Here is a 24,456-nt window from a genome sequence, read left to right on the forward strand (position 1 = left end):
CCCTAACGAAACGCCCGCATCTGCCCCGTCATCATCTGCAGCATCTTGTTGGCGGCCACCGACAGCTTGCGGCCCACGCGCGTGACCATGTGCGCTTCGGCGTTCTCGAGGATCGGATGCGCGATGTCGATCGCGAACAGCTCCCTGGCCTGCAGCTCGGCCGTCACCGCGAAGGCCGGCATCACCGAGATACCGAGCCCGGATTTCACGAACTCCTTCAGGATCGCGAAGGAATTGGTGGTGATGATCGGCGCGAGCCGTACGCGCTCGGCGTATTCCACGGCTTCCATCATCTGCCGCGTGCCGTAGGACGGGTGAGTGGCCGCCAGCGGGTAGGTGGCGAGCTGCTGCACCGTCAGCACCTTGTGGCTGCGGCGCGGGAAGTCGGGGCCGACGATCGCCATCATCGGCTGCCGCTTCGACGCGCGCGACACCAGCTTGGGTTCGCTGGGCGGGTTGTACACCAGGCCGATCTCGCCTTCGTCGTTCGAGATCTTGCGGATCACGTCGTTGGTGCTGCCCACGTCGAGGTTGACGCGGATTCCGGGGAACTGCCGGCAGAACTGCTGCATGGGCCCGGCCAGCAGATCCGAGACGAAGCCCTCGCCGAGCACCAGGCTGACCTGGCCGGTCTTGAGCCCGCGCAGCTCCTGCAGGCGCGAGATCAGGTCGTCGCGGTGCGCGAGCTGCTCGCGGAAATACTCGATCACGCACCGTCCCGCCTCGGTGGGCGTCACGCCGCGCGCGTGGCGCTCCACCAGGGTGGCGTCGAGCTCCTTCTCCAGCAGCCCGATCTGGCGGCTCACGGCCGAGGGCGCCACGTCGAGCCAGTCGGCCGCGGCGCGGATCGTGCCGCAACGCACGGCCTCGTAGAAATAGACGATGCGGCTGTCGGTCAGGGTATCGCTCATGATTCGAGTGTTCTAAAAAAGAGAACAATATCAATATTGGCGTTGATTGATTATACGGATCGCCGGACCGAACATCGTAGCCATGCAAGGCAGGCGCAAGCTGGCGAGCCGGCCTCGAACCAACAGCTATCAGGAGTCGTCGGATGAAAACGGTGGGCGTGATCGGTCTGGGCAACATGGGGCGCGGCATGGCGGGTTCGCTGCGGCGCGGCGACTACACGGTGCTCGGCTACGACGCGGCGCCGGGCGTGGCGCTCGCGCTGGCCGAACAGGCGGTGCTGTCGGCGCGCGATTCGGTGGCCGAAATCGCGCGCGACGCCGACGTGCTGCTGCTATCGCTGCCGACCTCGGCGGTAGTCGAGGCGGTGGTGCTGGGCGCGGGCGGCGTGCTCGAGAACGCGAAACCGGGCTCCGTCGTGATCGACACCACCACGGCCGATCCGGACAGCACGCGGCGCGTGGCGGCGGCTTTGGCCGAACGCGGCATCGGCTTCGTCGACGGCCCGGTGAGCGGTGGCCCGAAGGGCGCGGCCACCGCCACCATGACCATGGTGCTGGGCGGCTCGGACAGCGATATCGCGGCCATCGAGCCGATCCTCGCGGCGATCAGCGCCAAGCGCGTGCATGTGGGGCCGGTGGGCGCCGGCCACGTCACCAAGCTGCTCAACAACCTGCTGACCGGCGTGCACCTGCTGGTCGCCAGCGAGGCGGTGCGCACCGCGCGCGCGGCCGGCGTCGATCCGGAAAAGCTGGTCGAGGCGCTCAACGGCGGCTCCGGCCGCAATAGCGCGACGCTGACCAACTACCCGACCTGGATCTTCAACGGCAAGTTCGATTCCGGTTTCACGATGAAGCTGATGCGCAAGGACGTGCGGCTCGCGCTCGGGCTGCTCGACCAGTTCGACAGCGTCGCGCCGGTGGCGCGCGAGGCGGCGCGCGTGTGGGCGGCCAGCGAGGGTTCCGTCGCCGACGGCGAGGACTTCAACCGCATCGTCGACTTCGTCGACCCGGCCTGAGGCGGGGGCAGCCCGCGCCACGATCCCGCTCGACTCACCTACACGGAAATCTGACATGACCCAGCACGCAGACCAGTTGCTCGCCGCTTTCGCGCACTTCTTCCCCGGTGCCGCCACGATCGGCTCGTATATCGACGGCGAGCTCGTCGCCGGCCAGGGCGACACGATCCAGCTTTACGATGCGGCGACGGGCGAGGCCACGCTCGCCTATCGCGACGCCGGCGCAGCCGTTGTCGACCATGCCGCCGAAAGCGCACGCCGCGCGCAGCGCGAATGGTGGGCGCTCACGCATGCCGCGCGTGGCCGCGTGATGCAGGAGGTGGCGCGCGCGATCCGCGCCGAGGCCGAGGCGATCGCGCGGCTGGAGGCGCTGGGCTCGGGCAAGCCGATCCGCGACTGCCGGGGCGAGGTGGCGAAGGTCGCCGAGATGTTCGAGTACTACGCGGGCTGGACCGACAAGTTCTACGGGAGCGTGATCCCGGTGCCGACCTCGCACCTCAACTACACGCGCCGCGAGCCGGCCGGCGTGGTGCTGCAGATCACGCCGTGGAACGCGCCGGTGTTCACCTGCGGCTGGCAGGTGGCGCCCGCGGTGGCGATGGGCAACGGCGTGCTGCTCAAGCCCTCGGAGCTCACGCCCTTCACGTCGCTGGCGGTCGCCAGGCTCGGCGAGCGGGCCGGGCTGCCGCGCGGCCTGGTCAACGTGCTGGCCGGCTTCGGTCACACCGCCGGGCAGGCCGCGATCGCGCATCGCGTGGTGAGCAAGGTGGTGTTCGTCGGCTCGCCGGCCACCGGCGCGCGCATCGCCGAGGCCGCCGCGCGCCGCGTGCTGCCGTGCGTGCTGGAGCTGGGCGGCAAGTCGGCCAATATCGTGTTCGCTGATGCCGACCTCAAGCGCGCCGCGCTGACCGCGCAGGCGGCGATCTTCGCCGGCGCGGGCCAGAGCTGTGTGGCTGGCTCGCGTCTGCTGGTACAGCGCGCCGTCTACGACGAATTCGTCGCGATGGTGGCTGCGGGCGCGAAGAAGATCCGTGTCGGCGCGCCGCTCGACGAGGCGACCGAGGTGGGCCCGATCAACAATCGCAAACAGTACGACCACGTGATGTCGATGATCGCGAACGGCGTGGCGGCGGGCGCCACGCTCGCCAGCGGCTCGGCCGAGCGCGTCGAGGCGGGCCGCGGCGGCTACTTCGTCGCGCCCACCGTGCTGGCCGGCGTGTCGAACGCGATGGAGGTGGCGCGCACCGAGATCTTCGGGCCGGTGGTGGCCGCCATCCCGTTCGACACCGAGGAGGAGGCGATCGCGATCGCCAACGACACCGACTTCGGCCTGGCCGGCGCGGCGTGGACCACCGACGTGGCGCGCGCGCATCGCGTGGCCGCGCAGGTGAATGCCGGTACTTTCTGGGTCAACGGCTACAAGACCATCAACGTGGCGTCGCCGTTCGGCGGCTACGGCATGAGCGGCTACGGCCGCTCGAGCGGGGTCGAGGCGTTGTACGAATACACGCAGACCAAGAGCGTGTGGGTCGAGACGGCGGAAGCGCCGCCCACCGCGTTCGGTTATCTGTAATCACCGGCCCGCATGCGACGGCAGCCGGGCTTCAAGGGGAGATTCGTCATGGAACACGCACTGGGTATCGAGCGCCGCGAGCTGGGCGGCGCGGCCACCGCCAAGGTCCTGCTTTACGCGGCCGGCATTTTGCTGGTCGCCGAATGGATCGGCTCGTTCACGTTCAAGCTCGGACCGGGCAAGGTCGTGCTGCTGCCGATGATCTGGGCGCTGCTGCTCGGCGCCGCGGTGGGGCTGGCCAGCGCGCGCTGGAACAGCAGCGCGCGCCTGAGCGTGCCCGACCAGTTCTTCGCGGCCGCGATCCTGCAGCCGGCGCTGCTGCTGTTCGTCTCCAAGCTCGGGCTGATGGTGGGCAGCGCGCTGCCCAAGCTGGCGTCGGCGGGCTGGGCGCTGGCCTTCCAGGAATTCGGTCACTTCGTCGGCACCATCCTGCTCGGCCTGCCGCTCGCGTTGCTGCTCGGCATCAAGCGCGAGGCGATCGGCGCGACCTTCTCGGTGGGCCGCGAGCCGAGCCTGGCGATCATCGGCGAGAAGTACGGGATGGATTCGGCCGAGGGGCGCGGCGTGCTGGCCGAGTACCTGACCGGCACCGTGTTCGGCGCGGTGTTCATCGCCGTGTTCGCGGGTTTCGTGAGCAGCCTCGGCATCTTCGATCCGCTCGCGCTGGCGATGGGTTCGGGCGTCGGCTCGGGCAGCATGATGGCGGCCGCCTCGGGCGCGATCGCCGCGCAGCAGGACCCGGAGACGGCGAAATCGGTGCTCGCGTTCGCCGCGGCCAGCAACCTGATCACCACCACCATCGGTACCTACTTCACGCTGTTCATCTCGCTGCCGCTCGCGGTCTGGGGCTATCGCGTGCTGGAGCCGCTGATCGGCCGCACCACCAAGGCATCGGCGCAGCCCGAGGCGGCCAGCCCGTCGCTGGGCGAGGTGCGGACCGAGGCGCCCGCGCTCGGCTACGGCGGCAAGCTGCTCGCGTGGATCGTGACGGCCGCGATGGCGCTGGTGTGCGACTGGATCGCCCACGGCACCACGCCGCTGGCGGGACTGCCGGGGATCGCGATCATGGTGGGCGCGACGATCGTCGGCGACGCGCTGGCGCGCGTGACGGGGCGGCGGATTCCGGCGGTCTGCTGGGTATCGGTGGTGGCGATGTTCCTGACCTCGCCGTGGTCCCCGTGGGCTTCGCAGATCGCCGCGCTCAGCTCGCACAACGATTTCCTCGGCGTAACCACGCCGATGCTGGTGTTCGCGGGGTTGTCGATCGCCAAGGACATCCCGGCCTTCCGCCGGCTCGGCTGGCGCATCGTGCTGGTGTCCTTCGTGGCCAATGCCGGCACCTTCATCGGCGCGACCCTGGTGGCGCAGCTGTTCCATATCTGACGTCTCGCGGCGCGGCGGCGGGCGGCATGGAGCGGCCCGCCGCCACGCCACGCCGCGACGACCGCAAAAGTGCTTCCCTCCGCATGAAACTGATCGATTCCATCGTCGCGCACGCCGACGAACTGACGGCGATCCGCCGCGATATCCATGCCCATCCCGAGGTGGGTTACGACGTGTACCGCACCGCCGAACTTGTCGCCGAGCGGCTCGAGCAATGGGGTTACGCCGTCACGCGCGGCGTGGGCCGCACCGGCGTGGTCGGCACCTTGAAGCGCGGCGGCAGCGCGCGTGCGATCGGCCTGCGCGCCGACATGGATGCGCTGCCCGTGCAGGAGGCCAACACCTTCGCGCATCGTTCGACGGTGCCCGGCGCGATGCATGCGTGCGGCCACGACGGACACACCACCATGCTGCTGGGGGCCGCGCGCCATCTGGCGCGGCACGGCGAATTCGACGGCACCGTGCAGTTGTTCTTCCAGCCGGCCGAGGAAGCGGGCGGCGGCGCGCGCGCGATGATCGAGGACGGCCTGTTCGAGCGTTTCCCGGTGGATGCCGTGTTCGGGCTGCACAACTGGCCCGGCATCGCGGCCGGCGATTTCGCGGTGCGGCCCGGGCCGCTGATGGCCTCGACCAGCCTGTTCCGGATCACCTTGCGCGGGGCCGGCTGCCACGCGGCCATGCCGCACCTGGGCCGCGATCCGGTGTTCGCGGCGGGGCAGGTGCTGAGCGCCCTGCAGGGGATCGTCACGCGTAACCGCAATCCGATCGACGGCGCGGTGCTGTCGGTCACGCAGGTGCATGCGGGCGAGGCGATGAACGTGGTGCCGACAGACGCCTGGCTCGGCGGCACGGTGCGGACCTTCTCCGATGCGACGCTCGACCTGATCGAGACGCGCATGCGCGCGGTGGTGGCCGCGACGGCCGCGGCCTTCGATTGCGAGAGCGAGGTGGATTTCCAGCGCCAGTATCCGGCTACCGTGAACGATGCCGAACAGACAGCAGTGGCGGTAGCGGTGATGCGCGAGCTGGTGGGCGACGCGCATGTGAACGCGGCCGTCGATCCGACCATGGCAGCGGAGGATTTCTCGTTCATGCTGCGCGAGAAGCCGGGTTGTTATGCGTTCCTCGGGAATGGGGTGGGCGATCATCGCGTGCACGGGCATGGCGGCGGTCCTTGCCTGCTGCATAACGCCAGTTACGACTTCAACGATGCATTGTTGCCGGTGGGAGCGAGTTATTTCGTGAGGCTGGTGGAGCGGGTTCTGGCGCGGTAGGGAGGCGGTGCTGGCATACTCGGACGCGTTCCGACCAATCTTGCAGGGGCATACGCGTGATGCGCGTCGATCAGCCAGCCTTTCTGGGTTCTCTCTTTCTGGCGCGTCTTGCGGACCAGATGCTGCTCTTTCTGGTGCCGCTCGTCGTCTTTCAGGTCACTCGGCAAGCGACGTGGTCCGGGCTCGCTTTTTTCATCGAAACGCTCCCGCGATTCATTGCCTTCCCGATCTGCGGTGCACTGAGCGACCGCGTGTCGCCGATTCGCGTGCTGCGAATGAGCCAGGCCAGCCGGGCCGTCGCCTGCCTGATCGGCATCGTCGGCTATGTCGCCTGGAGCGGAATCGGCTGGCTGATCGCGCTGTCCGCCGTATGCGGCGTACTCACGAGCCAGGGTCTCGTCGCCCGGGAGGTGCTGCTGCCGCAGATTTTTCCGCTGCAGCGCTTCGAGAAAGTGCTGGCCCATACGCAGCTCGCCGATCAGTCGGGCGTCGTGCTCGGGCCGATCGTCGCGGCGGCGCTGCTGGGATGGCGCACCTGGGAGTGGGGCGTCGCTTGCGCGGCGCTACTGTTCGTCGCGGCGGATCTGTTGGCGTTCGTATGGCAACGCAGCAGCACGGCGCGCATTGCGCGTCCCGAGCACGCGGTGGGGCCGTGGTATGCGCCGTTCGGCGTGGCGCTGACGCATGTCCTCACGCTGCCGGGGCTCTCGCGGCTGGTCCTGCTCGCGGCGGCGGAAAACCTCGTGATCGGGACGACACTGGCGACGTCGGCTGCGATGGTCACCGGTACGTTTCGGCAGTCGGGCGGTTTCTATGCGGGGCTGCAGGTCGCGGGCGCCGTCGCGACGGTCGTGATCCTGTTGTTCGTCGCGCGTATCGAGGTATCGCGCGTGCGGCTCGGCATCGTCGCATTCGTCGCGATCGCGGCCGGCGGCCTCGTGATGGGCCTGTCGGGTTCGATCGCGATGTACGTTGCCGGTTTCCTGATGGTCGTCGGTTTCGACAAGATGTTCAACGTGTACATCCGCAGCGCACGGCAGGCGATCATCCCCCCTCGGGACTATGGCAAGACGACGGGCGTCATCGTCCTGCTGAACAACGCGACGCAGCCGCTTGCCGGGCTGCTCGTGGGGCTCTTCTCCGGCCGCGGGCGCGTGGCGCTCGTCGTGACGCTGACGTCGATCGGCATGGCGATACTGGGTGGCGCGATCGTTGCCGTCGGCGCGGCGCGGACGCGATCGGCCGCGCGTGTTTCGGACTGACGCGACTGACGCCCAAGCCGACGACGCATGGGCCGCATCGGCCTACGCAGCGGGCGCGACCGACGCGCCGGTAATCTTGTGCCGCGCGAGTGCCTCGGCGACGAACCCGGATGCCTTCGCTTCCTCGACGAAGGCCCGCAACGTGTCGGCTGCCGCCGCACCGCGGCTTTTCGGCAAACCCATCGCCTGACGGATCACCATGAATCGCTCGTCGAGCAAACGCAGGCCAGGCGCTTGACGTGCGTCTGCCTCGAGCTGTTGCTTGACGCCGGCGGCGACTTCCAGGCCCTCGTCGAGGAACGTCCGGACGACGGTCGGAGACGTCGGTGCCCGCACGATCCGCGCATGCTTCAACTCGCGCGTCAGGAACAAATCGTAAGCGCTTCCCTCACCAACTGCCACGCGGATCGACGGCTGGTCGACATCGTCGTTGGCGCGAATCGACGATTCATCGCGCACCATGTAATAGCCTTCGATCAAAACGTACGGATCGGTAAACGCGATGGTTTCTCCTCGTCGTGGATCGATGGCGAAGAAGCCGACGTCTGCCCGCTCGTCGCTGACCGCCTGGACGGACTTGCCGGCCGCGTCGAGCACCACGAGTTCAAGTGCCACGCCGAGCGTTGCGGCAAAGGCGCGCGCCAGGTCGACCGACACACCGGCCGGTTCGCCCGATGCGTCCTTGCCCGCGAGAATGGGATTCCCGAGGTTGATCGATGCCCGCAGCTTGCCGGTGGGTGTGAGTGCGCGAATGACGGATGGATCGGGTTTCATGTCGATAGCGTGAAGAAAAGAAATTCATGGGGGGCACGGACCTTCAGCCGCAGACCCGTGCATCGCTCGACTCGCGTTGCGCGAGCGCTCGGGGCCTCAGCAGTATCGCGACGGCCAGCACGCTGGCGAGCGCAATACCGCCCGCGAGAAAGAACGCGCTGAAGAACGTATGGCTTTCCTGCACGAGAAAGCCGGTGGCAGCCGGGCCGACGATACCCGCGCAGTTGGCGATCGCGTGTACGCAGCCGCCGACACTGCCGAGTTTCGGGCCGGGGATCGTGTCCTGAATCAGCGCCCAATAGGCGCTGCCGCTCAGATAAAGGGCAAACACCGCAACGGCCATCAACAGCAGCGCACCGAGCGTCGTGGTCACGGCGCCGGCCAGCGTGACGCACACGCCTGCCGTGCCGAGACAGGCGATCAATACCCGCTTGCGCGCGAGCAGTGCGTTGCCCGTGCGGCGAAAGATCAGATCGGACAGCACGCCGCTCAGTCCGTAGCCGATGAACCCCAGCAGCCAGGGCAGCACCGTCGCGAGACTCATGCTTTTCAGGCTCAGATGACGGTCCATCGTCAGAAAGGTCGGGAACCAGGTGAGAAAGAAAAACAGGATGTAGCTGTAACCGAAGTACGAAATCATCGCCGCGAGAATGGCGGGCTGCTTCAGGTAGAAGCCGAGGGGCCGCAGGTCCGACGGGCTTTCCGGGACGCTTCGGTCGGATTCGATCAGCCGGCGTTCGTCATCGGATACGCGTGGATGCTGATGCGGCTTGTCGGTCGCCATGAACACCCAGAACACCAGCCAGAGCAAGCCGAAACACGCGATTCCGGCGAACGCGACGCGCCAGCCGTAAGCGGCCGTCAGCAGGCCGACGACCGGCCCTGCAACCGCGCCGCCCAGCGGCAGGCCGCAATTCGCGAAGCCGAATGCGGTCGCCGATTCCTTGTGCGGAAACCAGTTGTTCACGATCTTGTTGATCGTCGTCGCGAGCGGGCCTTCGGCCATGCCGAACAGCGTGCGGACTGCCAGCAGCGAGCCGAAGCCGCTGGCAAGACCGGTTGCGCCGCATAGCAACGACCACGTCAGGACTGCCCCGGAGAAGACGCGCTTGCCGCCCCAGCGATCCGCCGCCCATCCCCCGATGAAATTGAATGCCGCGTAGCCGATGAAGAACGTCGAGAACAACAGCCCGAGGCTGCTCGGCGACATATGCAGTTCCCGCATGACGGCGGGGGCGGCGACGGACAGCGCCGCACGGTCGAGATAATTGATGAAGCCTGCGATGAACAGCAGCAGGACGATGCGCCATCGAATGTTTGTCACCTGTCGCTCCCTGGAGCTTGTTATGTGCTTGACGGCCGTGCGCTCGAATGCGCTATCCGGTCCGTCGCTTGTCGGTTCGCTGCCGCGCCGTGCGTTCGGAACGGCGCGAGCGTGGCGGGCCACGCTCGCGAACGCGGCGTTCAGCGCCGCGGACGGGCGGTCGCTTCCAGCATCGCGAGCTGTGCCGCGCCGATATCGATACCTTCCGCCATCTGGCGTTCCAGGCGACCGAGTTCGATCTCGCCGGGCACGATCACGGGCGCCTCCGGATCGGCGGGTTTGGAGCCGTGCAGGATCGCCGCGTAATCGGCCATGTGCGCGGCGAGCCACCCGGTGCTGCCGAGCCGGGTCGTATCGATGAGAATGAAGAAGTGGCCGAGATTCTGCGGTTGTTCAGGGTCGTCCTCCCACGACTTGACGTGCGTGAGATATGCCGCTCCGGAAAGCAGCCCCGCGAACAGGTCGACCACCAGTGCGAGGCCGTAGCCCTTGTGGCCGCCGATCGGCAGCAGAAAGCCGTCGAGCGCGGCTTTCGGATCGGTGGTCGGTTTGCCTTGCGCGTCGGTGGCCCAGTCGCCGGGAATCGGTTCGCCGCGCTTGAGCGCGTTGCGGATCTTCGCCCGTGCCGCGACGCTGATCGCCATGTCGAGCATGAACGGACGACCATTCGGGTTCGGGACGCCAAAGCCGACGGGACTGTTGCCCAGGCGGGCGTCGGTGCCGCCCCACGGCGCGATCGTCGTCGTCGCGTTACTGCCGATGATGCTGGCGAAGCCCTGCATCGCCGCGAGGTACGAATAGGGGGAGACGGGGCCGAAGTGATTGCTGCCGCGCACGAACACACAGGCAATGCCTTGTTCGCGTGCGGCCGTCATCGCCAGATCGAGTGCGCGATGGCCGACGAGCGGGCCGATGCCGTTGTCGCCGTCGAGGCGGTAAAGGGCCGGCGCCACCTGTTCGGTGGTGATCGACGGTGCGGGATTGATGCCGCCGATGCGCAGGCGCGAGCCGTACGATTCGATACGGCTCGTGCCGTGCGTACGCAGACCGAACAAATCGGCAAGCACGAGGATCGTGGCGGTGTCGGTCGCATCGGTGCGCGTCAGGCCGAGCGCGCAGAGTGCTTCGATGGTCAGCTCGGTCAGATGTGCCTTGCTGACGATGCCGTGGGTGGGAGTGGAATGTGTCATGGAACGCGTTGTCTCCTTCGATTTGAAAACCGTGCGGTTCAAGCGGCTGCGAATAGCACGACGCTTGCGTTTCGCACATGATCGAGCAGGAGCGGTTCACGCAACAAACGCATATTTTCGTTCGATTGGTGCGTCATGCGCACGAATCGAACCAACCACCGGATGCCCGCGAAGGCTTTGCCGTGCCGCCCGAAGCCGAGGGCCGGCGCTTCGCCTAAGCGGCCGCGCTTGCGGGAGGCACACCGGGTGCACGCATCTCCGTCAACAGCTGAAGGAAGAAGCGGCCCGCGGAGGACAACCCGCGGCCGCGCCGCTGGATGACACCCAGCGTTCGCCGGATCGGCGGATCGACGAGCGCGACGCTCGCAAGTACCTTGTGCGGGCGGCGGGGCATCGCGAGTCGAGGCACGACACCGACACCCAGGCCCGCTTCGATCAGACTCACGAGCGCGGGCACGTGGCGTACCTCGCAGAACCATTTGGGCCGCTCGGCGACGCCTGCCAGCGCCTCGTCTATGACCGCGCGATTGCCGCTGCCTTGTGCGATGGCCAAATACTCGAGGCTGGCGAGCTCCGCCCACGCGACGGATTTGCGTTTGGCAAGCGGATGACTGCGCGGGCAAGCGAGCACGAAAGGGTCGTCGAGCAGCGGCGTGAATTCGATGTCCGGCTCTTCCGTGCCGACGTAAGTCAGGCCGAAATCGGCTTCCCCACGCGCGACGGCGAGAAAAACCATCGACGACGGCTCGTCGATGAGACGCAGGCGAATGCCCGGGTAGCGCTGATGATAGGTTGCGATGGTTTCCGGCAGGAAGTAGCGCACCGCCGATGGCACGCACGCGACCGTGAGTTCGCCGGTCATCTTGCGTGCGAGATCGTCGAACTCGAGCATCGAGTTGTCGACCTCGTTGAGGATGCGGTGAGCGCGCTCGAGAAACCCGCGGCCGACGATCGTCAGGTCCATCTTCCGCGTGGTTCGCTCGAACAGTCTGACGCCCAGCACCTCTTCGAGTTTTTCTATCCGGCGCGACAGCGCGGACGCCGACAGATGCAACGTGTCGGCCGCCGCGCGAAAGCTGCCGAGGTCGGCCGTCGCCACGAAGGCCCGCAAATCCGATATCTCGAAATTCATGCCGATGACCACAGCGAGGGAAAGGGATGCTCAGTTTCGGTGTGCCGATGGGGGGCTGTCAATTCGTGCGTGCGGCACACGAATTCGCCGGCGCGATCGGCCTGTCTTGCGGCGCGCCATTCCCATGCTGCCCGGTGCCCGGCACGCAGCGAGGTCGGCCGGGCGGCCGGCTCAAGTGATCCTTGCCGAATCCGCCGAAGCGCGCAAGCGAGTGATGTCGCGTGCCGGCGATTCTCCAAAGTGGCGGCGATATTCGCGACTGAACTGCGACGGGCTCTCGTAACCCACGCGGATGGCGGCGGTCGTGACGTCGATGTCGTGGACCAGCATCAGGCTGCGCGCTTGCTGCAGCCTGAGTTGCTTCTGGAACTGCAGCGGCGTCATCGCCGTCACCGCGCGAAAATGCGCGTGCAGACTCGACGGGCTCATGCCCGCTTCCGCGGCAAGCCGATCGATGCTGAACCGTTCCCGGAAATGCTTGCCGAGCCATGCGATGGCGCGACCGACCTGAGCCACCCGGCCCTGGCTGGCGGTAATGTGGCGCATCCTGGCGCCGTCGGGGCCGGCGAGCAGGTGATAGAGGATTTCCTGTTCGGCAAGCGGCCCGAGCACGGGCAGCGCTGCCGGATTGTCGAGCAGCCGCAGCAGGCGCAGCGCCGCATCGAGCAGCGCGGCGCCGGCGTCGGACACCGTCTTGCCGACGGGCGGGGATGGCGCTTCCGGTAATGGCGGCACGCGCAGCGCCAGATCCGCCAGCATGACCGGATCGAAATCGAGGTACAGGCACAGGTAGGGTTTGTCGGGCGTCGCATCGACCACGCGGCCGGTTGCCGGCAGATCGTAGGTCACGACTCCGTAGCGCCCAGGCGCATATTTCAAGACACGGTCGTGCAGCGTGACCTCCTTGTGTCCCTGCGCGACGAGACAGAGTTGCGGCCGGTAAACATTCGGCATCGGCATCGTCACCGTGGAGGATCGAACGAGCGTCATCCGCTCGATCGGGGTGGCCTGGAAGCCGTCCATCGACACGTGCCGGGCAATCACGGAAGCGATTTCAGTCAAGGTTTCCATGCATCCGACTATCGCATGCCGCGCGGAAGGGCGGCAATGCGAACCTGTTTCTGGAGGATCGTGCAGCTATTTCGGGATATCAGGCTAACGGTTCGGCGACGCCGCGCATCACAGTGTGAGCGGCAGCCGGGGCACGGCAAACCCGGCCGCGAAACGAATAGGGAACGCATATGACAATCGACAATCCGAAGCCCCCCACGATTGCACTGGGCACGTGGGCCTGGGGCGACAGCGGCGAGGCGGGCAATGGCTACTTCGGCAGCAGCCTCACGCGGGCTGGCCTGGAAGCGGTCGCCGACAAGGCACATGCGGCCGGATTCTGCCTCTGGGACACCGCCATGGTGTACGGCATGGGCCGTTCAGAAACCGTACTCGGCGAAGTGCTGAAGCGCTTCGCGCGCAGCGACTACCGGCTTTCCACGAAATTCACCCCGCAGGCCGCGGGAACCGGCGCCGATCCGGTGGCGGACATGCTGGAGCAGAGTCTGGCCCGCCTCGGTACGGATTACGTCGACCTCTACTGGATTCACAATCCGGCCGATGTGGCACGGTGGACACCGCACCTGGTTCCATTGCTCGAGAGCGGGAAGATCAAGCACGTCGGCGTCTCGAATCACAACCTGGGCGAAATCGAACGGGCCGACCGGATTCTCCGCGAAGCCGGGTTTCGGGTCGAAGCGATCCAGAACCACTACAGTCTGCTTTACCGCGATTCCGAGCGCGCCGGCATCCTCGACTATTGCCGCGATCGCGGCATCCCGTTCTTCGCCTATATGGTGCTCGAGCAGGGCGCGCTGAGCGGCAAGTACGGTCCGGCGCATCCTTTGCCGGAAGGCAGCAACCGGGCGCAGACCTACAATCGCATGCTGCCTCGGCTGAAAGCGCTGACGGACACGCTCTCCGCGATCGGTCGGAAGCGGGGTGCGGCAGCGCCTGATGTCGCGGTGGCCTGGGCGGTCGCCAAGGGAACGACGCCGATCATCGGCGTGACCCGGCCCGATCATGTCGATGGTCTGGTTCGAGCCGGCCGCATCACGCTTGCCGCCGACGAAATCGCCGAGCTGGAAGCGCTCGCCGATGCTGCCGATGTGAACACGCGCGGCTGGTGGGAACACGAGATGCAAGTCTGAATGCCGTGCTCGCGATCGTCGTCGACGTCGATGCCGACGTCGTGCCGTCCCGCGTCGACGCACCGTTTCGTCGATGCGCCGCGACCAGACGCGCATTTCGTTCAAACGTGATCAAACGAAGGAGACATGCTCATGCGAGCCATTCAGATTCATGAATACGGCGGCCCCGACGTGTTGCGTCGAGTGGATATCGACGTGCCGAAGCCGGGCGCGGGCGAAGTGCTGGTGCGTGTGGTCGCGGCCGGCATCAACTTCATGGACGTTCATACGCGACAGGGGAAGTACCGCGATTCGCGCACCTATCCCGTGCGGATTCCGTGCACGCTCGGCATGGAGGGCGCGGGGGAGGTCGTCGAGGTCGGGCCGGGCGTCACGTCCGTGCGCGCCGGCGATCGCGTCGCGTGGTGCATCGTCTGGGGTGCATACGCCCAGTATGCCGTCGTGCCCGCCGCACGGCTTGCACGCATCCCGGACGACATTGCGTACGATCTCGCCGCAGCAGCGATCTTTCAGGGGTCGACCGCGCATTATCTGCTCGACGACGTCGGCAAGCTCGAAGCCGGCATGACCTGCCTCGTCCATGCGGCATCGGGCGGTATCGGCCAATTGCTGGTGCAGTTGGCGAAGCGGCGCGGTGTCGAAGTGTTCGCCACCACGAGCACGGCCGACAAGGCCGCGATCGCGCGTGCGCGCGGTGCGGATCACGTGCTGCTCTACGAGCACGGCGGCTTCGCGGACCGCATCCGCGAACTGACCGATGGTCGCGGCGTGGACGTGGTGTTCGATGCCGTCGGCAAGACCACTTTGCGCGACAGCTTCCGCGCGACCCGGGTGCGCGGGCTGGTGGTCAACTACGGCTCGGTGACCGGCCCGATCAGCGATCTCGACCCGTACGAACTTGGCGAAGCCGGCTCGTTGTTCCTGACACGCCCGCGGCTCGCCGATCATCTCGCCGACGCAATCACCGTGCAGCGCCGCGCCGACGACGTGTTCGCCGCCATCGCGCAGGGTGCGTTGCATGTCGAAATCAACGAACGCTACACGCTGGACAACGTCGAGGACGCGCACGCCGCCCTCGAGGAACGCCGCCAGTCGGGCAAGGCGGTGATGGACATCGGGTAGTCCCCACCGGGCATTCATGCGACGCAGCCTCCGGGCCGGCGATGCGCAAGCGTCACCGGTGGCGCAACTCCTTCCTCGGTCCGAGGGGAACGGCGTTTCACATACGGCTTGCCGCAGCGCCGCGCACGCTCAAAGCGGCAGCACGGAAGTCTGCTTGATCTTCTGCATCGGAATCTCGGTCTTCACGCTCTGCACGCCTTCGATCCGGGTCAAGTGGTCGATCTGGAGTTTCCGATAGGCGTCGATGTCGGCGGTCACGACCCGCAGCAGGCAATCGCAATCGCCCGCCATCAAGTGGCACTCGAGCACCTGTGGCAGCCGTTGAACCGCCTCGGTGAAATGGTCGACGGTTTTCGCGTCCTGGCTCGTCAGCCAGATACGGACGAACACGGTCAACCCCGCGCCGATCTTCGAGGCGTCGAGCAGTGCCGTGTAGCGCTCGATGACTCCAGCCTGTTCCAACTGCCTGACCCGACGCAGGCACGGTGACGGCGACAAGCCCACTTTCTGCGCCAGTTCCACGTTCTGGATGCGCCCATCTTCCTGGAGCGCTCTCAGAATGCGACGGTCCATTTCGTCCAGTTCGATCGCGGTCATTGATCCGACCTATTCGGTTGAGGCATGCAGTGCCGGAATGTTCGGTTTTTGAAGCATTGAATTGCCAAAACGCTTCCATCTTAGGTCGAACACGCAACCTGAAATTATTTTTTCTACGATAAATTTTGGCCCGTAGCAGCCGGGGCGGTCCCGCTGCCGATCAAGGGGCAAAAATGAGCACCGGTTCCGTCCAGCACTTCGCATTCGAGCAAAATCCCCATCCCGTCCCGGCGGCCGAGCGCGCCGCGCTGCTCGACGATCCCGGTTTCGGCCGGGTCTTCACGGATCACATGGTGACGATTCGGTACTCGGCGGAACAAGGGTGGCATGACGCGAAAATCGGGCCGCGCGAAGCGTTCCGATTCGATCCGGCCACGCTCGTGCTGCATTACGCGCAGGAGATTTTCGAGGGCTTGAAAGCCTACCGGCTGCCGGGCGGCGGCGCGGCGTTGTTCCGTCCCGACGCGAATGCGCGGCGCTTTCGCCATTCCGCCGAGCGGCTCTCGATGGCGCCGTTGCCGGAGGCGATGTTCGTCGAATCGGTCCGTGCGCTGGTGCGGGCCGATCGCGACTGGATTCCGGCGTTCGACGGTGCGGCGCTGTATTTGCGCCCGTTCATGATCGCGACGCAGGCGGTGCTCGGCGTGAAGCCGTCGCCGGAGTACCTGTACTGCGTGATCGCGACGCCGGTCGGCGCGTACTTCAAGAGCGGCGCGGCCGGGGTCACGTTGTGGGTGTCGGAGCACTACACGCGCGCGGCGCCGGGCGGCACGGGCGACGCGAAATGCGGCGGCAACTATGCGGCGAGCCTGGCTGCACAGGCGGAGGCGATCCGCGAAGGCTGCGAGCAGGTGGTGTTTCTTGATGCGGTCGAACGCCGCTGGATCGAGGAACTGGGCGGGATGAACGTGTTCTTCGTGTTCGACGACGGGTCGATCCAGACGCCGCCGCTGAACGGGACGATTCTGCCGGGCATCACGCGCGCGTCGTTGATCACGCTGGCCCGGGAGCTGAATTACACGGTGCGGGAGGAGGGCTATACGATCGAGCAATGGCAGGCGGATGCGCGCAGCGGTCGACTGGTCGAGGCGTTCGCATGCGGCACGGCGGCGGTCGTGACGGCGATCGGCCGGGTGAAGGGCCGAGCGTACGACTTCACGATCGGCGAAGGTGGCGCGGGGCCGGTCACGCAGCGCCTGAAGGCGGCGCTGCTCGATATCCAGAACGGGCGCGAAGCCGATCGCCACGGTTGGGTAGACCGCGTGTTTTGAGTTCGGCACGGCGGCCCTCGCGACGCGCGACGGCCGTCATGAAAACCGTGACCGGCATGCCGGCCGGAAGCCGCCGCGCTGTCTCCTGGAATTCCTCGATCATGTCAGCTGTTTCGTTGTCACGGGCGATTGACCGCCTGTTCATTGTCGACCCTGGTCTGCATCGTCTGCTGGGCGGTGCGCGCGCCGCGCTGGCGAGCTTGCTGGCCGGTGCGTTCGGCATTGCGTCGGCGCTCCATCTCGGTTTTGCGATCACTACCGGCGCGGTGGGCATCCTGTTCTCGATGATCGCGCCACTCTTCCTGCGCGATGCTCGCCGGCTGGACTGGTATGAGTCGCTTGCGTGGCAGTACGGCATCGCATGCGCAAGCTTTGCCGCGGCTGCCTGCGTGAGTGCGTGGCCGGCCGTCGGCAAGGCGGGGTTCGTGATCGTCCTGTTCTGTTCGATGCTGTGCCAGACCCGCGGGCCGCGCACGATCGGCTGTGCGTTCCTGGCGATCGCCATGTACTACCTCGGTCTTTATCTGCATCCGGCCGCGCTACAGGCCGGCCACATGCTGGCGATGTCGATCGCCGGCCCGGCAAGCGTCGTGCTCGTCTGCCGCGTGCTGTTGCCGGTGCACGCGGCGCCCACGCCACGGCTCATCGCGCGCTCGGTATCGCTGCACGCGGCGTGCATCGCACGAAGCGACGTGTCGGACGCCGGCGCGCTCGATGCGATGGCCCATTTACTGGCGCTGAACGAAGCCGCCATCGCGCTCGAGCATCATGCGTCGACACGCGATGAAGGCGGCGCGCATGCGTTGCACACCGCGCTCGTCGCCTTGGAGATCGCGTCGGCTCGACGCGTGCTGAACCGCGATCGAACCGATGCCGCCGCCGCGGCGCTACGTGCCGCGATTGCCCGCTTCGAGAGCGTCGCCGACGGCCTGGCGGCGCGCATCACCGCCGCACCGCCGCCCGCGACGCCGCGGCCCGCGCGCGCGGTGCCGTGGACCGCCGGCTGGCGCACGCTTGCATGGTTGCCGGCGATCCGCGCGGCGGCTGCTGCGTGCGCCGCAATGTTGATCGGCGAGACGCTGTCGTCGGAACGGTGGATGTGGGCGGTGCTCAGCACGTTCGTCGTGTTCTTCGGCACGTACTCGTGCGCGGACACGATCTATCGCGGCGCGCAACGCGTCGCCGGGACGCTCGCCGGCGCGCTCGCGAGCGTACTCGTCGTCGGCGCGGCTCATCATGCGAATGCACTCGTGGTCATCGTCATGGGCGTGTGCGTGTTTGGCTGGGCGTACCACATCCTGCACGCCTATGGGCGCGGCGTATTCTTTCTCACGGTGCTGATCGGCCTCGTCTATGCGCAACTGGGGTTCGAGATCGGCGCGCTTGCGGAACTGCGGATCGGCGAGGTGTTGATCGGCTGCGCGGTGTCGCTCGCGGCGGCGCTGCTGGTGATGCCGCTGGCGGCGTCGCGCCACATTGCGACGCGCTCGCACGGGCTGTTGGCGGCGCTGCGCGAACTCGTGCACGAGCGCGACGACGGCATGCGGCCGGGCGCGGCGCAGATGCGCGCGGCCGATCGCCGCTTTCACGACGTGCGCATGGCGATCCGGCCGTTGGCTGCGTGGCGCATGCTCGGTGCGTCGGGCGACGCCCGACGGTTGTCGGACACGCTGCTGCTCTGCTGGCTGTATGGCCGAATCGTGGCGACACGCCTGCCGGTCGAAGCCGGTGGCCCGGATGTCGCATTCGAGCGGCCTGCGCGCGCAGCCATCGTCACGCGAATCGATGCGTTGATCAGCAATCTGGATCACGGCCGCTCGATGCGACTCGATGCGGCTGCGAGCGTCGGGCACGGAACGCTTGCGGTAGCCGGCGATCCTCCGTTACCGGCCCATCGGGAACTGGCGCGGCTCGACGCGAAGTTGACCGAACTCAACCGCGCATTCGAGGACGCGCTGTTCGGAAAAAATACGGGCGACGAACGCTCGCATCGCGCCGATGGCAGCGTTCTCGCCTCCGATGTTCGGGAAGCGATACGTTATTCAGGTATCTGAAGCATCGAGCGCCAGCCGGATGGCGTCGCGCGTCCTGCGTGTCGCCACGGCTGCCTGCATCGTGCGGAATAGCTCGACGAACTCAGGGTTGGAAGCGAGCCCGAGCGGAGCGAACGGCTTTGAATCGAGGATCGCGAGCGGCGCGCCGCTTCGTACGCGCTCGAGATCCGCTGCCTCGAATTGCGGCTCACTGACGGCGAACGCGTTGCCGAGATCGTCGACACCCTTCAGGTAATGCTGGAAACAGGCCAGCAGCAGCGCTTCACGGCGCATGTCGCCGTGACGCGCGATCAATGCCCCGATGGTCTTTTCATGAAACACCGGGATCTTCGACGCGCCGTCGTGCGCGACGCGCAGCAACTGATCGCCCAGTGCGGCGTTGCGAAAGCGCGCGAGCGTATCGCGGGCATAGGCGCGTGCGGACACGCCGTGCGGTAGCGTGAGGATCGAGCCGACGTCCCGGGTAAGGAAGGTGTCGAGCAGCGCCGCGAGATCGGGATCGGCCATGGCGTCGTGGACGAAGCGATGTCCGAGCAGAATCGCAGGATAAGCGAGCAACATGTGGGAAGCGTTCAGCATGCGCCCCTTCATGGCCTCGTACGCATGGACGTCGTCACGCAATTCGACGCCCGCTGCGTCGAATGACGGGCGGCCGGCGCTGAAGCTGTCCTCGACCACCCATTGCGAGAACGTTTCGGCAACGACGGGCGCCGTGTCGTCGAAGCCTGACAACCGGTTGGCGCGCAGGCGGATCGCGTCCGTCACCTGGGGCGCGATCCGGTCGACCATGCTGTTCGGGAACGCGACGTAACGCTCGATCCAGGCGGCGAGATCGACGTCGGTCGCCCGTGCGAAATCGAGCACCGCGCGTCGCGCGGTATCGCCGTTACCGCGCAGATTGTCGCAGGACATCACGGTGAAGGGCAGTACGTTGGCGGCTCGACGCCGTCTGAGCGCTTCGACGATGAACCCGAACGCGGTACGGGGCGGTCCGCCCAGCAGATCGTGTGCGACGTCGGGCGTATCGAACCGGAATGCGCCGGTCGTCTCGTCGAGGTTGTAACCGCCTTCCGTGATGGTCAGCGATACGATCCGGATCGCCGGATCGGCAAGCCGGGTCAGTACGGCTTCCGGGTCGGCCGGTGCGTGCAGATACTCGATCATTGCACCGATGACGCGCACGGCCGTCGTGCCGTCGCTCGAGAACTCCGTCAGCGTATAGAGGCAATCCTGCGCGCGAAGTGCGTCGGCCTTGGCGACCGAGGCCGGGCCGCTACCCAGTCCGATTCCGCATATTGCCCATTTTTCGTGACCGGGCAGATGCAGCACATGATCGATGTAGCGCGCCTGATGGGCGCGATGGAAGTTGCCGACGCCGATATGCGCGATGCCTGCCGTCAGGCGATGGCGGTCGTAGGCAGGAACGGCGACGTGCGGTGCCGCGCGTCCGAGGGTTGCATTGGCGAGCGGATGGCGCGTGTCGTCTTCGCGCGCCGGAGGGGATGCGTTGTCGTTCATGATCGCGAGGTGTTTTTCGTTCGGGGAAGGTCAGGCGCGTACGCGCCAAGCGGGCGTCGTGTCCTGCATGTGTCGCAGCCAGCGCTCGACGAGCGACGGCAGTGCGGCCATGTCGTCGAAGACGACGGACGCGCCTGCGGCGTGCAGCTTGTCCGTCTGCGTTCGTGCCGCGTGCGCGGCGCCCACGAAGCCGAGTACGGTCATGCCGGCGGCCATCGCGGCGGCCGTACCCGTCGCGCTGTCCTCGACGACGATGCACCGTTCGGGCGCGACATGCATGCGACGGGCGGCGGCCAGATAGACGTCGGGCGCGGGCTTCGGCGAGGGCACCTGGTCGGCCGTGAACAAGCGTTCGCCGAACAGGTCGGCCAGGCCGATCCGGTCGACCACGCTGCGCACGTAGGCAAGATCGCTGTTGCTGGCGCACGCCTTGACGAGCGGGATGGCGGCGAACGCGTCGCGCACGCCGTCGATGGCTGGCGAATTCACCGCGTTTGCGTGGACGTCCGCGCGAATCGCCTCGACCATGTCGTCGTCGAGCGGCCGGTCGACGATGGTTGCGACCGTGCGCAGCAATTGCTCGGCTCGCATGCCGAGCAGGGGACGTACGACGTCGCGAAGGCCGGCGAGCCCCCAGAGGTGCTCGAGGCGAGTCACGACGATGCGTTCGGCGATGGCTTCGCTATCGACGAGCACGCCGTCGCAATCGCTGATCAGCGCATGATCCGAAAGTCGATGCGTGGCAGTGAGTTCGTTCATGTCGGTTTCCGTGATGAGAAGGCGGGATGGGCGTGACTGGCTTGACCGTGTCCGATCATGAATGGCGCGGCCCGAACGTTCCGCGCTTCAATGCGCGTTCGATGTCCTCGAGGCTGCGACCGCGCGTTTCCGGCACCATCGAATAGATAAACACCCATGCGAGTGCGTTGAGACACGCATACGCCCACATCGCACCGCCGACACCGAGCCATTTGGTCACGGTCAGCGCAGTGCCGGTCAGCAAGAGGTTCGAGCCCCATAGCATGGCGGCGTGCGCGCCGGTGGCCTGGTTGCGAATCGCGACGGGGTAGATTTCCGCGCCCGTCAGCCAGCCGATGACCTGGATACCGCCGGCGTTGAACACCATGAACGCGATCAGGCAGATGACGATCCACAGTTGCTGCATGGGCAAAACGAAGTCGCCCCGCAGCAGGCAGCCAAGCAGCACGAGGCTGGCTGCCGCGACGGGCAGCGTCGCGAGGCTGAGCGTGCGACGGCCGACATGGTCGACGATCAGCTTGCCGATGAAGGTCATCACGAGATAGGTGACGGCGACGCCGAGTGCGGCCCAGAGCGATGCCGACGCGCCGAACCCCGCGTCGCGAAGGAACGTCGGCGTGTAATAGATCATCATCTCGATGCCGCTGAGCTGGGTGAACGCGGCGACGCCGAGGCCCGCAACGAGAGCGGGGCGTACCCACGGCTCGCGCATCGTGCGCCAGCCCGATGTCGCGCCGTCCTGCTGCCGCTCGACCACGTCCCGAATATCGGCAATCTCGTGTCGGACGGCCGCTTGAGATTCCCGCACCTTCGACAACTCGCCATGCGCGTCGGCGATGCGATCCTGCTCGACGAGCCAGCGCGGGCTGCGCGGCAGTCGGGTCATGCCAACCATCAGGATGACCGACGGGATGACCGCGATACCGATCATCGCGCGCCAGGAAAACAGGTCGTTACCCGCGACGCCGATCAGGGCCGCGAGCAGGATGCCGATGCCGATCGAGACGTTGAAGTAGGTCACCAGGCGGCCGCGCTTGTCCGGCTCCGCGAGTTCCGCGATGTAGGTCGGCACGATCTGCGTCGAGCCGCCGACCGCGAATCCGAGCACGAGCCGGGAAGCGGCAAGGGACCACGCGTCGGGCGAGAGGGCGGCAGCCAGCACGCCGGCCGCATAGATCGCCGAGACGATCGTAATGGTCTTGCGGCGTCCGAATGCGGCCGACATGCGAGTGCCGGCCAGCGCACCGATCACCGCGCCGAGCAGGATCGCCGCGGCGACGAGCTCCTGCGCGCGGTAGTCGAGGCCGAAGTCTCGTGCGATGAGGGGCAGGGCGCCCGAGATGATGCCGGTGTCGTATCCGTAGAGCCCGCCGGCGATCGCCGCGATCGATGCGACGGTGCGCATGTAGGCGGACGGGGTGGGCCGGGGGCGGGCCGCGGGTGTGTCGGGAAGGGCGGAATCAGAAGCCATGACGGTTTTCCTTGTGGTGCGGCGCGTCGCACGGGCGAACGAACGCGTAACGTGACGGCATGTGCCCACGCCGGTAATCGGCGCCGCCGCACGTGCGGCAACGCGTCGCAGTAGTCGCGGAGCGGGAAGTCGCGGACGGGCGCTCAGGCGAGCGCGTGGACGTGGCCGGGCGGCGTGCCGCCGCGTCGGGCACATGGCACGCGCCGACAGGAGGGACTTCCGGTTTGTACGTGGGGTGATTGCTTCGTCATGTCGGTCACCGAGTAGGGAAATCGCTCACGGCCCATCCAAACCGGTTTGGGTCGAAGGCGCGACGATTCCTCTGGTTGAGCACGATCTGGAGCCGCACTTTGGAGCAAGGCGCCAGTGTCTCCTCTGGCGCTTCACGGCCTGCGTGGCAGGCGAACGATTCCGCCGTTGCCCGGTGGAATCGTGACGGTATTTCGGCGGACCAACAGGTCAGGCGCCGAAACAGGGGATGCCAGCCGAGAGGGGCTGGCGGACTATGGCCTCGTGGCGCGCGCTACAGGAAGCATGTCGCCAGAGGCATGAACAATTATCCAGAATCAGAGCAAAAGATCAAGTTTACAAAATTATACCCCGGCGAGCGGCCCGATAAGGATGCGGCAAGTTGACGATCCGGCGATCCGGCCCTGTCACGTGCGCTCGAGCATCTTGATCGCCGCGGCGGCCGCGCCCGCACGGGTCTCGACATGCAGCTTGCGGAACAGGTGTTCGAGATGCTTGTTCACCGTGCGCGCGGCGATGCCCAGAATGTCGCCGATATCGCGGTTCGTCTTGCCGTGCGACACCCAGAGCAGCACTTCGGCTTCCCGCATGGTCAAGCCGAAGCGTTCGGCGAGTGCATTGCAATGCGCGGTGTCGTCTCTTTCCTTGAGGATGACGATCCATTCGCCCGGTTCCGGGCCGCGCGTCGCGCTGGCCGAGCGGCGTATCGGGCCCGAACTGAATTCGTGCACGGCGTCGCTTGGCGCACCGCGCGCGAGCCAATCGACGAACCACGTGCGCAGTAGCGCGGGCAGCTGCGTCGGCGCATCGGTATCGCGTGCGGTCGTGGGTTGCCGGGCATCGGCGGGGGCGTCATGCGCGCTCGTGTATGCAGCGATATGACGTGCAGCCTGCGGGCTCTGCCACCGAATCGTGCCGTCCGCACCGACGATCAGCGCCGCGCGCGTGTCGAGCGACAGGGCGGCCTCCGCGTACAACTGCGCGCGTGAACGCCGCACATGGGCACCGATGCGCGCGCACAATTCCTCGGGCTGCACCGGCTTGGTCACGTAATCGATGCCGCCTACACGAAAGCCGCGTACGACATGTTCGCTCTCCGTCAACGCAGTCATGAAGATGACGGGCAGATGCTCGTGCCGTCCATCCTGCTTGATGCGCACGCATGTTTCGAAGCCGTCCATGTCGGGCATCATCGCGTCGAGCAACACCACGTCGGGCGTCACGCGCGCGAGGCGTTTGAGCGCGTCCTCGCCGGACAGCGCGACGATCACCACGTAGCCGTGCGCCTGCAGCGTGTCGGAAAGAAAGGCGAGGTTCTCCGGCGTATCGTCGACGATCAGGATCATGGGCCCTTCGCGCAGCCACGCGGCCGGGT

Annotated in this window: 21 protein-coding genes; 10 read left to right on the forward strand and 11 right to left on the reverse strand. The window is 66.8% G+C overall.

Annotation, left to right across the window (positions count from 1 at the left end):
* Positions 1-2 precede the first annotated feature (2 nt).
* Positions 3-911, reverse strand: coding sequence for a LysR family transcriptional regulator (locus BLS50_RS17220; protein ID WP_011547469.1), 909 nt, complete (start codon positions 909-911; stop codon positions 3-5).
* 128 nt (positions 912-1,039) lie between these two features.
* Here BLS50_RS17220 and BLS50_RS17225 point away from each other — a divergent pair, with 128 nt between their 5' ends.
* From BLS50_RS17225 to BLS50_RS17245, 5 genes are all read left to right on the forward strand, one after another.
* Complete coding sequence (locus tag BLS50_RS17225; RefSeq protein ID WP_256334220.1) at positions 1,040-1,927, forward strand: NAD(P)-dependent oxidoreductase; 888 nt, start codon at positions 1,040-1,042, stop codon at positions 1,925-1,927.
* Between the two features lie 55 nt (positions 1,928-1,982).
* Positions 1,983-3,500, forward strand: a complete 1,518-nt coding sequence (locus BLS50_RS17230; RefSeq protein ID WP_074802903.1) for an aldehyde dehydrogenase family protein — start codon at positions 1,983-1,985, stop codon at positions 3,498-3,500.
* 48 nt (positions 3,501-3,548) lie between these two features.
* Positions 3,549-4,883, forward strand: coding sequence for a DUF3100 domain-containing protein (locus BLS50_RS17235; protein WP_011547471.1), 1,335 nt, complete (start codon positions 3,549-3,551; stop codon positions 4,881-4,883).
* 83 nt (positions 4,884-4,966) lie between these two features.
* Entirely contained in the window at positions 4,967-6,157 is a 1,191-nt protein-coding gene (locus tag BLS50_RS17240; protein WP_074802905.1) for a M20 aminoacylase family protein, read from the forward strand.
* Positions 6,158-6,216: 59 nt separating this feature from the next.
* Positions 6,217-7,419 (forward strand): MFS transporter, encoded by a 1,203-nt coding sequence (locus tag BLS50_RS17245; protein ID WP_074802907.1) that lies wholly within the window; start codon positions 6,217-6,219, stop codon positions 7,417-7,419.
* A 42-nt stretch (positions 7,420-7,461) separates the two neighbouring features.
* On the opposite strand, the gene BLS50_RS17250 is transcribed toward BLS50_RS17245, so the two are convergent.
* The 3 genes from BLS50_RS17250 to BLS50_RS17260 form a co-directional block, all read right to left on the reverse strand.
* Complete coding sequence (locus BLS50_RS17250) at positions 7,462-8,193, reverse strand: ABC transporter substrate-binding protein (protein ID WP_027813015.1); 732 nt, start codon at positions 8,191-8,193, stop codon at positions 7,462-7,464.
* Positions 8,194-8,236: 43 nt separating this feature from the next.
* Positions 8,237-9,517 carry an MFS transporter gene (locus BLS50_RS17255; protein WP_074802911.1) on the reverse strand — a complete coding sequence of 427 codons (1,281 nt, stop codon included), beginning with the start codon at positions 9,515-9,517 and terminating at the stop codon, positions 8,237-8,239.
* 140 nt (positions 9,518-9,657) lie between these two features.
* Positions 9,658-10,707 carry an Ldh family oxidoreductase gene (locus BLS50_RS17260; RefSeq protein WP_074802914.1) on the reverse strand — a complete coding sequence of 350 codons (1,050 nt, stop codon included), beginning with the start codon at positions 10,705-10,707 and terminating at the stop codon, positions 9,658-9,660.
* Positions 10,708-10,784: 77 nt separating this feature from the next.
* Here BLS50_RS17260 and BLS50_RS35955 point away from each other — a divergent pair, with 77 nt between their 5' ends.
* The gene (locus BLS50_RS35955; protein ID WP_176934239.1) at positions 10,785-10,925 is read left to right on the forward strand and encodes a hypothetical protein; all 141 of its coding nucleotides are present in this window, start codon (positions 10,785-10,787) and stop codon (positions 10,923-10,925) included.
* On the opposite strand, the gene BLS50_RS17265 is transcribed toward BLS50_RS35955, so the two are convergent.
* Positions 10,922-11,839, reverse strand: a complete 918-nt coding sequence (locus BLS50_RS17265) for a LysR family transcriptional regulator (protein ID WP_074806460.1) — start codon at positions 11,837-11,839, stop codon at positions 10,922-10,924. The genes BLS50_RS35955 and BLS50_RS17265 overlap by 4 nt on opposite strands.
* A gap of 171 nt (positions 11,840-12,010) precedes the next feature.
* The gene (locus BLS50_RS17270; protein WP_256334061.1) at positions 12,011-12,862 is read right to left on the reverse strand and encodes an AraC family transcriptional regulator; all 852 of its coding nucleotides are present in this window, start codon (positions 12,860-12,862) and stop codon (positions 12,011-12,013) included.
* 218 nt (positions 12,863-13,080) lie between these two features.
* Here BLS50_RS17270 and BLS50_RS17275 point away from each other — a divergent pair, with 218 nt between their 5' ends.
* Complete coding sequence (locus tag BLS50_RS17275) at positions 13,081-14,040, forward strand: aldo/keto reductase (protein WP_074802921.1); 960 nt, start codon at positions 13,081-13,083, stop codon at positions 14,038-14,040.
* 132 nt (positions 14,041-14,172) lie between these two features.
* A complete protein-coding gene (locus tag BLS50_RS17280) occupies positions 14,173-15,162 on the forward strand; it encodes a quinone oxidoreductase family protein (RefSeq protein WP_074806463.1) in 990 nt (329 codons plus the stop codon).
* A 129-nt stretch (positions 15,163-15,291) separates the two neighbouring features.
* Here BLS50_RS17280 and BLS50_RS17285 read toward each other — a convergent pair whose 3' ends face one another.
* Entirely contained in the window at positions 15,292-15,750 is a 459-nt protein-coding gene (locus BLS50_RS17285; protein WP_027813017.1) for an Lrp/AsnC family transcriptional regulator, read from the reverse strand.
* A 182-nt stretch (positions 15,751-15,932) separates the two neighbouring features.
* Between BLS50_RS17285 and BLS50_RS17290 the strand changes: the two genes are divergently transcribed.
* Together BLS50_RS17290 and BLS50_RS17295 are read left to right on the forward strand one after the other, a co-directional pair.
* Positions 15,933-17,030 carry a branched-chain amino acid aminotransferase gene (locus tag BLS50_RS17290; protein WP_011547482.1) on the forward strand — a complete coding sequence of 366 codons (1,098 nt, stop codon included), beginning with the start codon at positions 15,933-15,935 and terminating at the stop codon, positions 17,028-17,030.
* Between the two features lie 101 nt (positions 17,031-17,131).
* Positions 17,132-19,084 carry an FUSC family protein gene (locus BLS50_RS17295; protein ID WP_256334222.1) on the forward strand — a complete coding sequence of 651 codons (1,953 nt, stop codon included), beginning with the start codon at positions 17,132-17,134 and terminating at the stop codon, positions 19,082-19,084.
* Here the strand turns inward: BLS50_RS17295 and BLS50_RS17300 are convergent.
* The 4 genes from BLS50_RS17300 to BLS50_RS17315 all read right to left on the reverse strand — a co-directional run bounded on the left by BLS50_RS17300 (position 19,073) and on the right by BLS50_RS17315 (position 24,427).
* Positions 19,073-20,602 carry a mannitol dehydrogenase family protein gene (locus BLS50_RS17300; RefSeq protein WP_074802926.1) on the reverse strand — a complete coding sequence of 510 codons (1,530 nt, stop codon included), beginning with the start codon at positions 20,600-20,602 and terminating at the stop codon, positions 19,073-19,075. The genes BLS50_RS17295 and BLS50_RS17300 overlap by 12 nt on opposite strands.
* A 30-nt stretch (positions 20,603-20,632) precedes the next feature.
* Positions 20,633-21,361, reverse strand: coding sequence for an HAD family hydrolase (locus BLS50_RS17305; protein ID WP_074802929.1), 729 nt, complete (start codon positions 21,359-21,361; stop codon positions 20,633-20,635).
* Positions 21,362-21,416: 55 nt separating this feature from the next.
* Complete coding sequence (locus BLS50_RS17310; RefSeq protein WP_249191688.1) at positions 21,417-23,027, reverse strand: sugar porter family MFS transporter; 1,611 nt, start codon at positions 23,025-23,027, stop codon at positions 21,417-21,419.
* 461 nt (positions 23,028-23,488) lie between these two features.
* A complete protein-coding gene (locus tag BLS50_RS17315) occupies positions 23,489-24,427 on the reverse strand; it encodes a response regulator transcription factor (protein WP_074806466.1) in 939 nt (312 codons plus the stop codon).
* Positions 24,428-24,456 lie beyond the last annotated feature (29 nt).

Source organism: Burkholderia orbicola (assembly GCF_900100915.1).
Taxonomy (GTDB): domain Bacteria; phylum Pseudomonadota; class Gammaproteobacteria; order Burkholderiales; family Burkholderiaceae; genus Burkholderia; species Burkholderia orbicola.

Excerpts from the sequence above, each read along its gene's own strand:
- BLS50_RS17220 (WP_011547469.1), bottom strand. The coding sequence starts at position 911 with ATGAGCGATACCCTGACCGACAGCCGCATCGTCTATTTCTACGAGGCC.
- BLS50_RS17230 (WP_074802903.1), top strand. The coding sequence starts at position 1,983 with ATGACCCAGCACGCAGACCAGTTGCTCGCCGCTTTCGCGCACTTCTTC.
- BLS50_RS17235 (WP_011547471.1), top strand. The coding sequence starts at position 3,549 with ATGGAACACGCACTGGGTATCGAGCGCCGCGAGCTGGGCGGCGCGGCC.
- BLS50_RS17240 (WP_074802905.1), top strand. The coding sequence starts at position 4,967 with ATGAAACTGATCGATTCCATCGTCGCGCACGCCGACGAACTGACGGCG.
- BLS50_RS17245 (WP_074802907.1), top strand. The coding sequence starts at position 6,217 with ATGCGCGTCGATCAGCCAGCCTTTCTGGGTTCTCTCTTTCTGGCGCGT.
- BLS50_RS17250 (WP_027813015.1), bottom strand. The coding sequence starts at position 8,193 with ATGAAACCCGATCCATCCGTCATTCGCGCACTCACACCCACCGGCAAG.
- BLS50_RS17260 (WP_074802914.1), bottom strand. The coding sequence starts at position 10,707 with ATGACACATTCCACTCCCACCCACGGCATCGTCAGCAAGGCACATCTG.
- BLS50_RS35955 (WP_176934239.1), top strand. The coding sequence starts at position 10,785 with ATGATCGAGCAGGAGCGGTTCACGCAACAAACGCATATTTTCGTTCGA.
- BLS50_RS17265 (WP_074806460.1), bottom strand. The coding sequence starts at position 11,839 with ATGAATTTCGAGATATCGGATTTGCGGGCCTTCGTGGCGACGGCCGAC.
- BLS50_RS17270 (WP_256334061.1), bottom strand. The coding sequence starts at position 12,862 with ATGGACGGCTTCCAGGCCACCCCGATCGAGCGGATGACGCTCGTTCGA.
- BLS50_RS17275 (WP_074802921.1), top strand. The coding sequence starts at position 13,081 with ATGACAATCGACAATCCGAAGCCCCCCACGATTGCACTGGGCACGTGG.
- BLS50_RS17280 (WP_074806463.1), top strand. The coding sequence starts at position 14,173 with ATGCGAGCCATTCAGATTCATGAATACGGCGGCCCCGACGTGTTGCGT.
- BLS50_RS17290 (WP_011547482.1), top strand. The coding sequence starts at position 15,933 with ATGAGCACCGGTTCCGTCCAGCACTTCGCATTCGAGCAAAATCCCCAT.
- BLS50_RS17295 (WP_256334222.1), top strand. The coding sequence starts at position 17,132 with ATGTCAGCTGTTTCGTTGTCACGGGCGATTGACCGCCTGTTCATTGTC.
- BLS50_RS17300 (WP_074802926.1), bottom strand. The coding sequence starts at position 20,602 with ATGAACGACAACGCATCCCCTCCGGCGCGCGAAGACGACACGCGCCAT.
- BLS50_RS17305 (WP_074802929.1), bottom strand. The coding sequence starts at position 21,361 with ATGAACGAACTCACTGCCACGCATCGACTTTCGGATCATGCGCTGATC.
- BLS50_RS17310 (WP_249191688.1), bottom strand. The coding sequence starts at position 23,027 with ATGTGCCCGACGCGGCGGCACGCCGCCCGGCCACGTCCACGCGCTCGC.
- BLS50_RS17315 (WP_074806466.1), bottom strand. The coding sequence starts at position 24,427 with ATGATCCTGATCGTCGACGATACGCCGGAGAACCTCGCCTTTCTTTCC.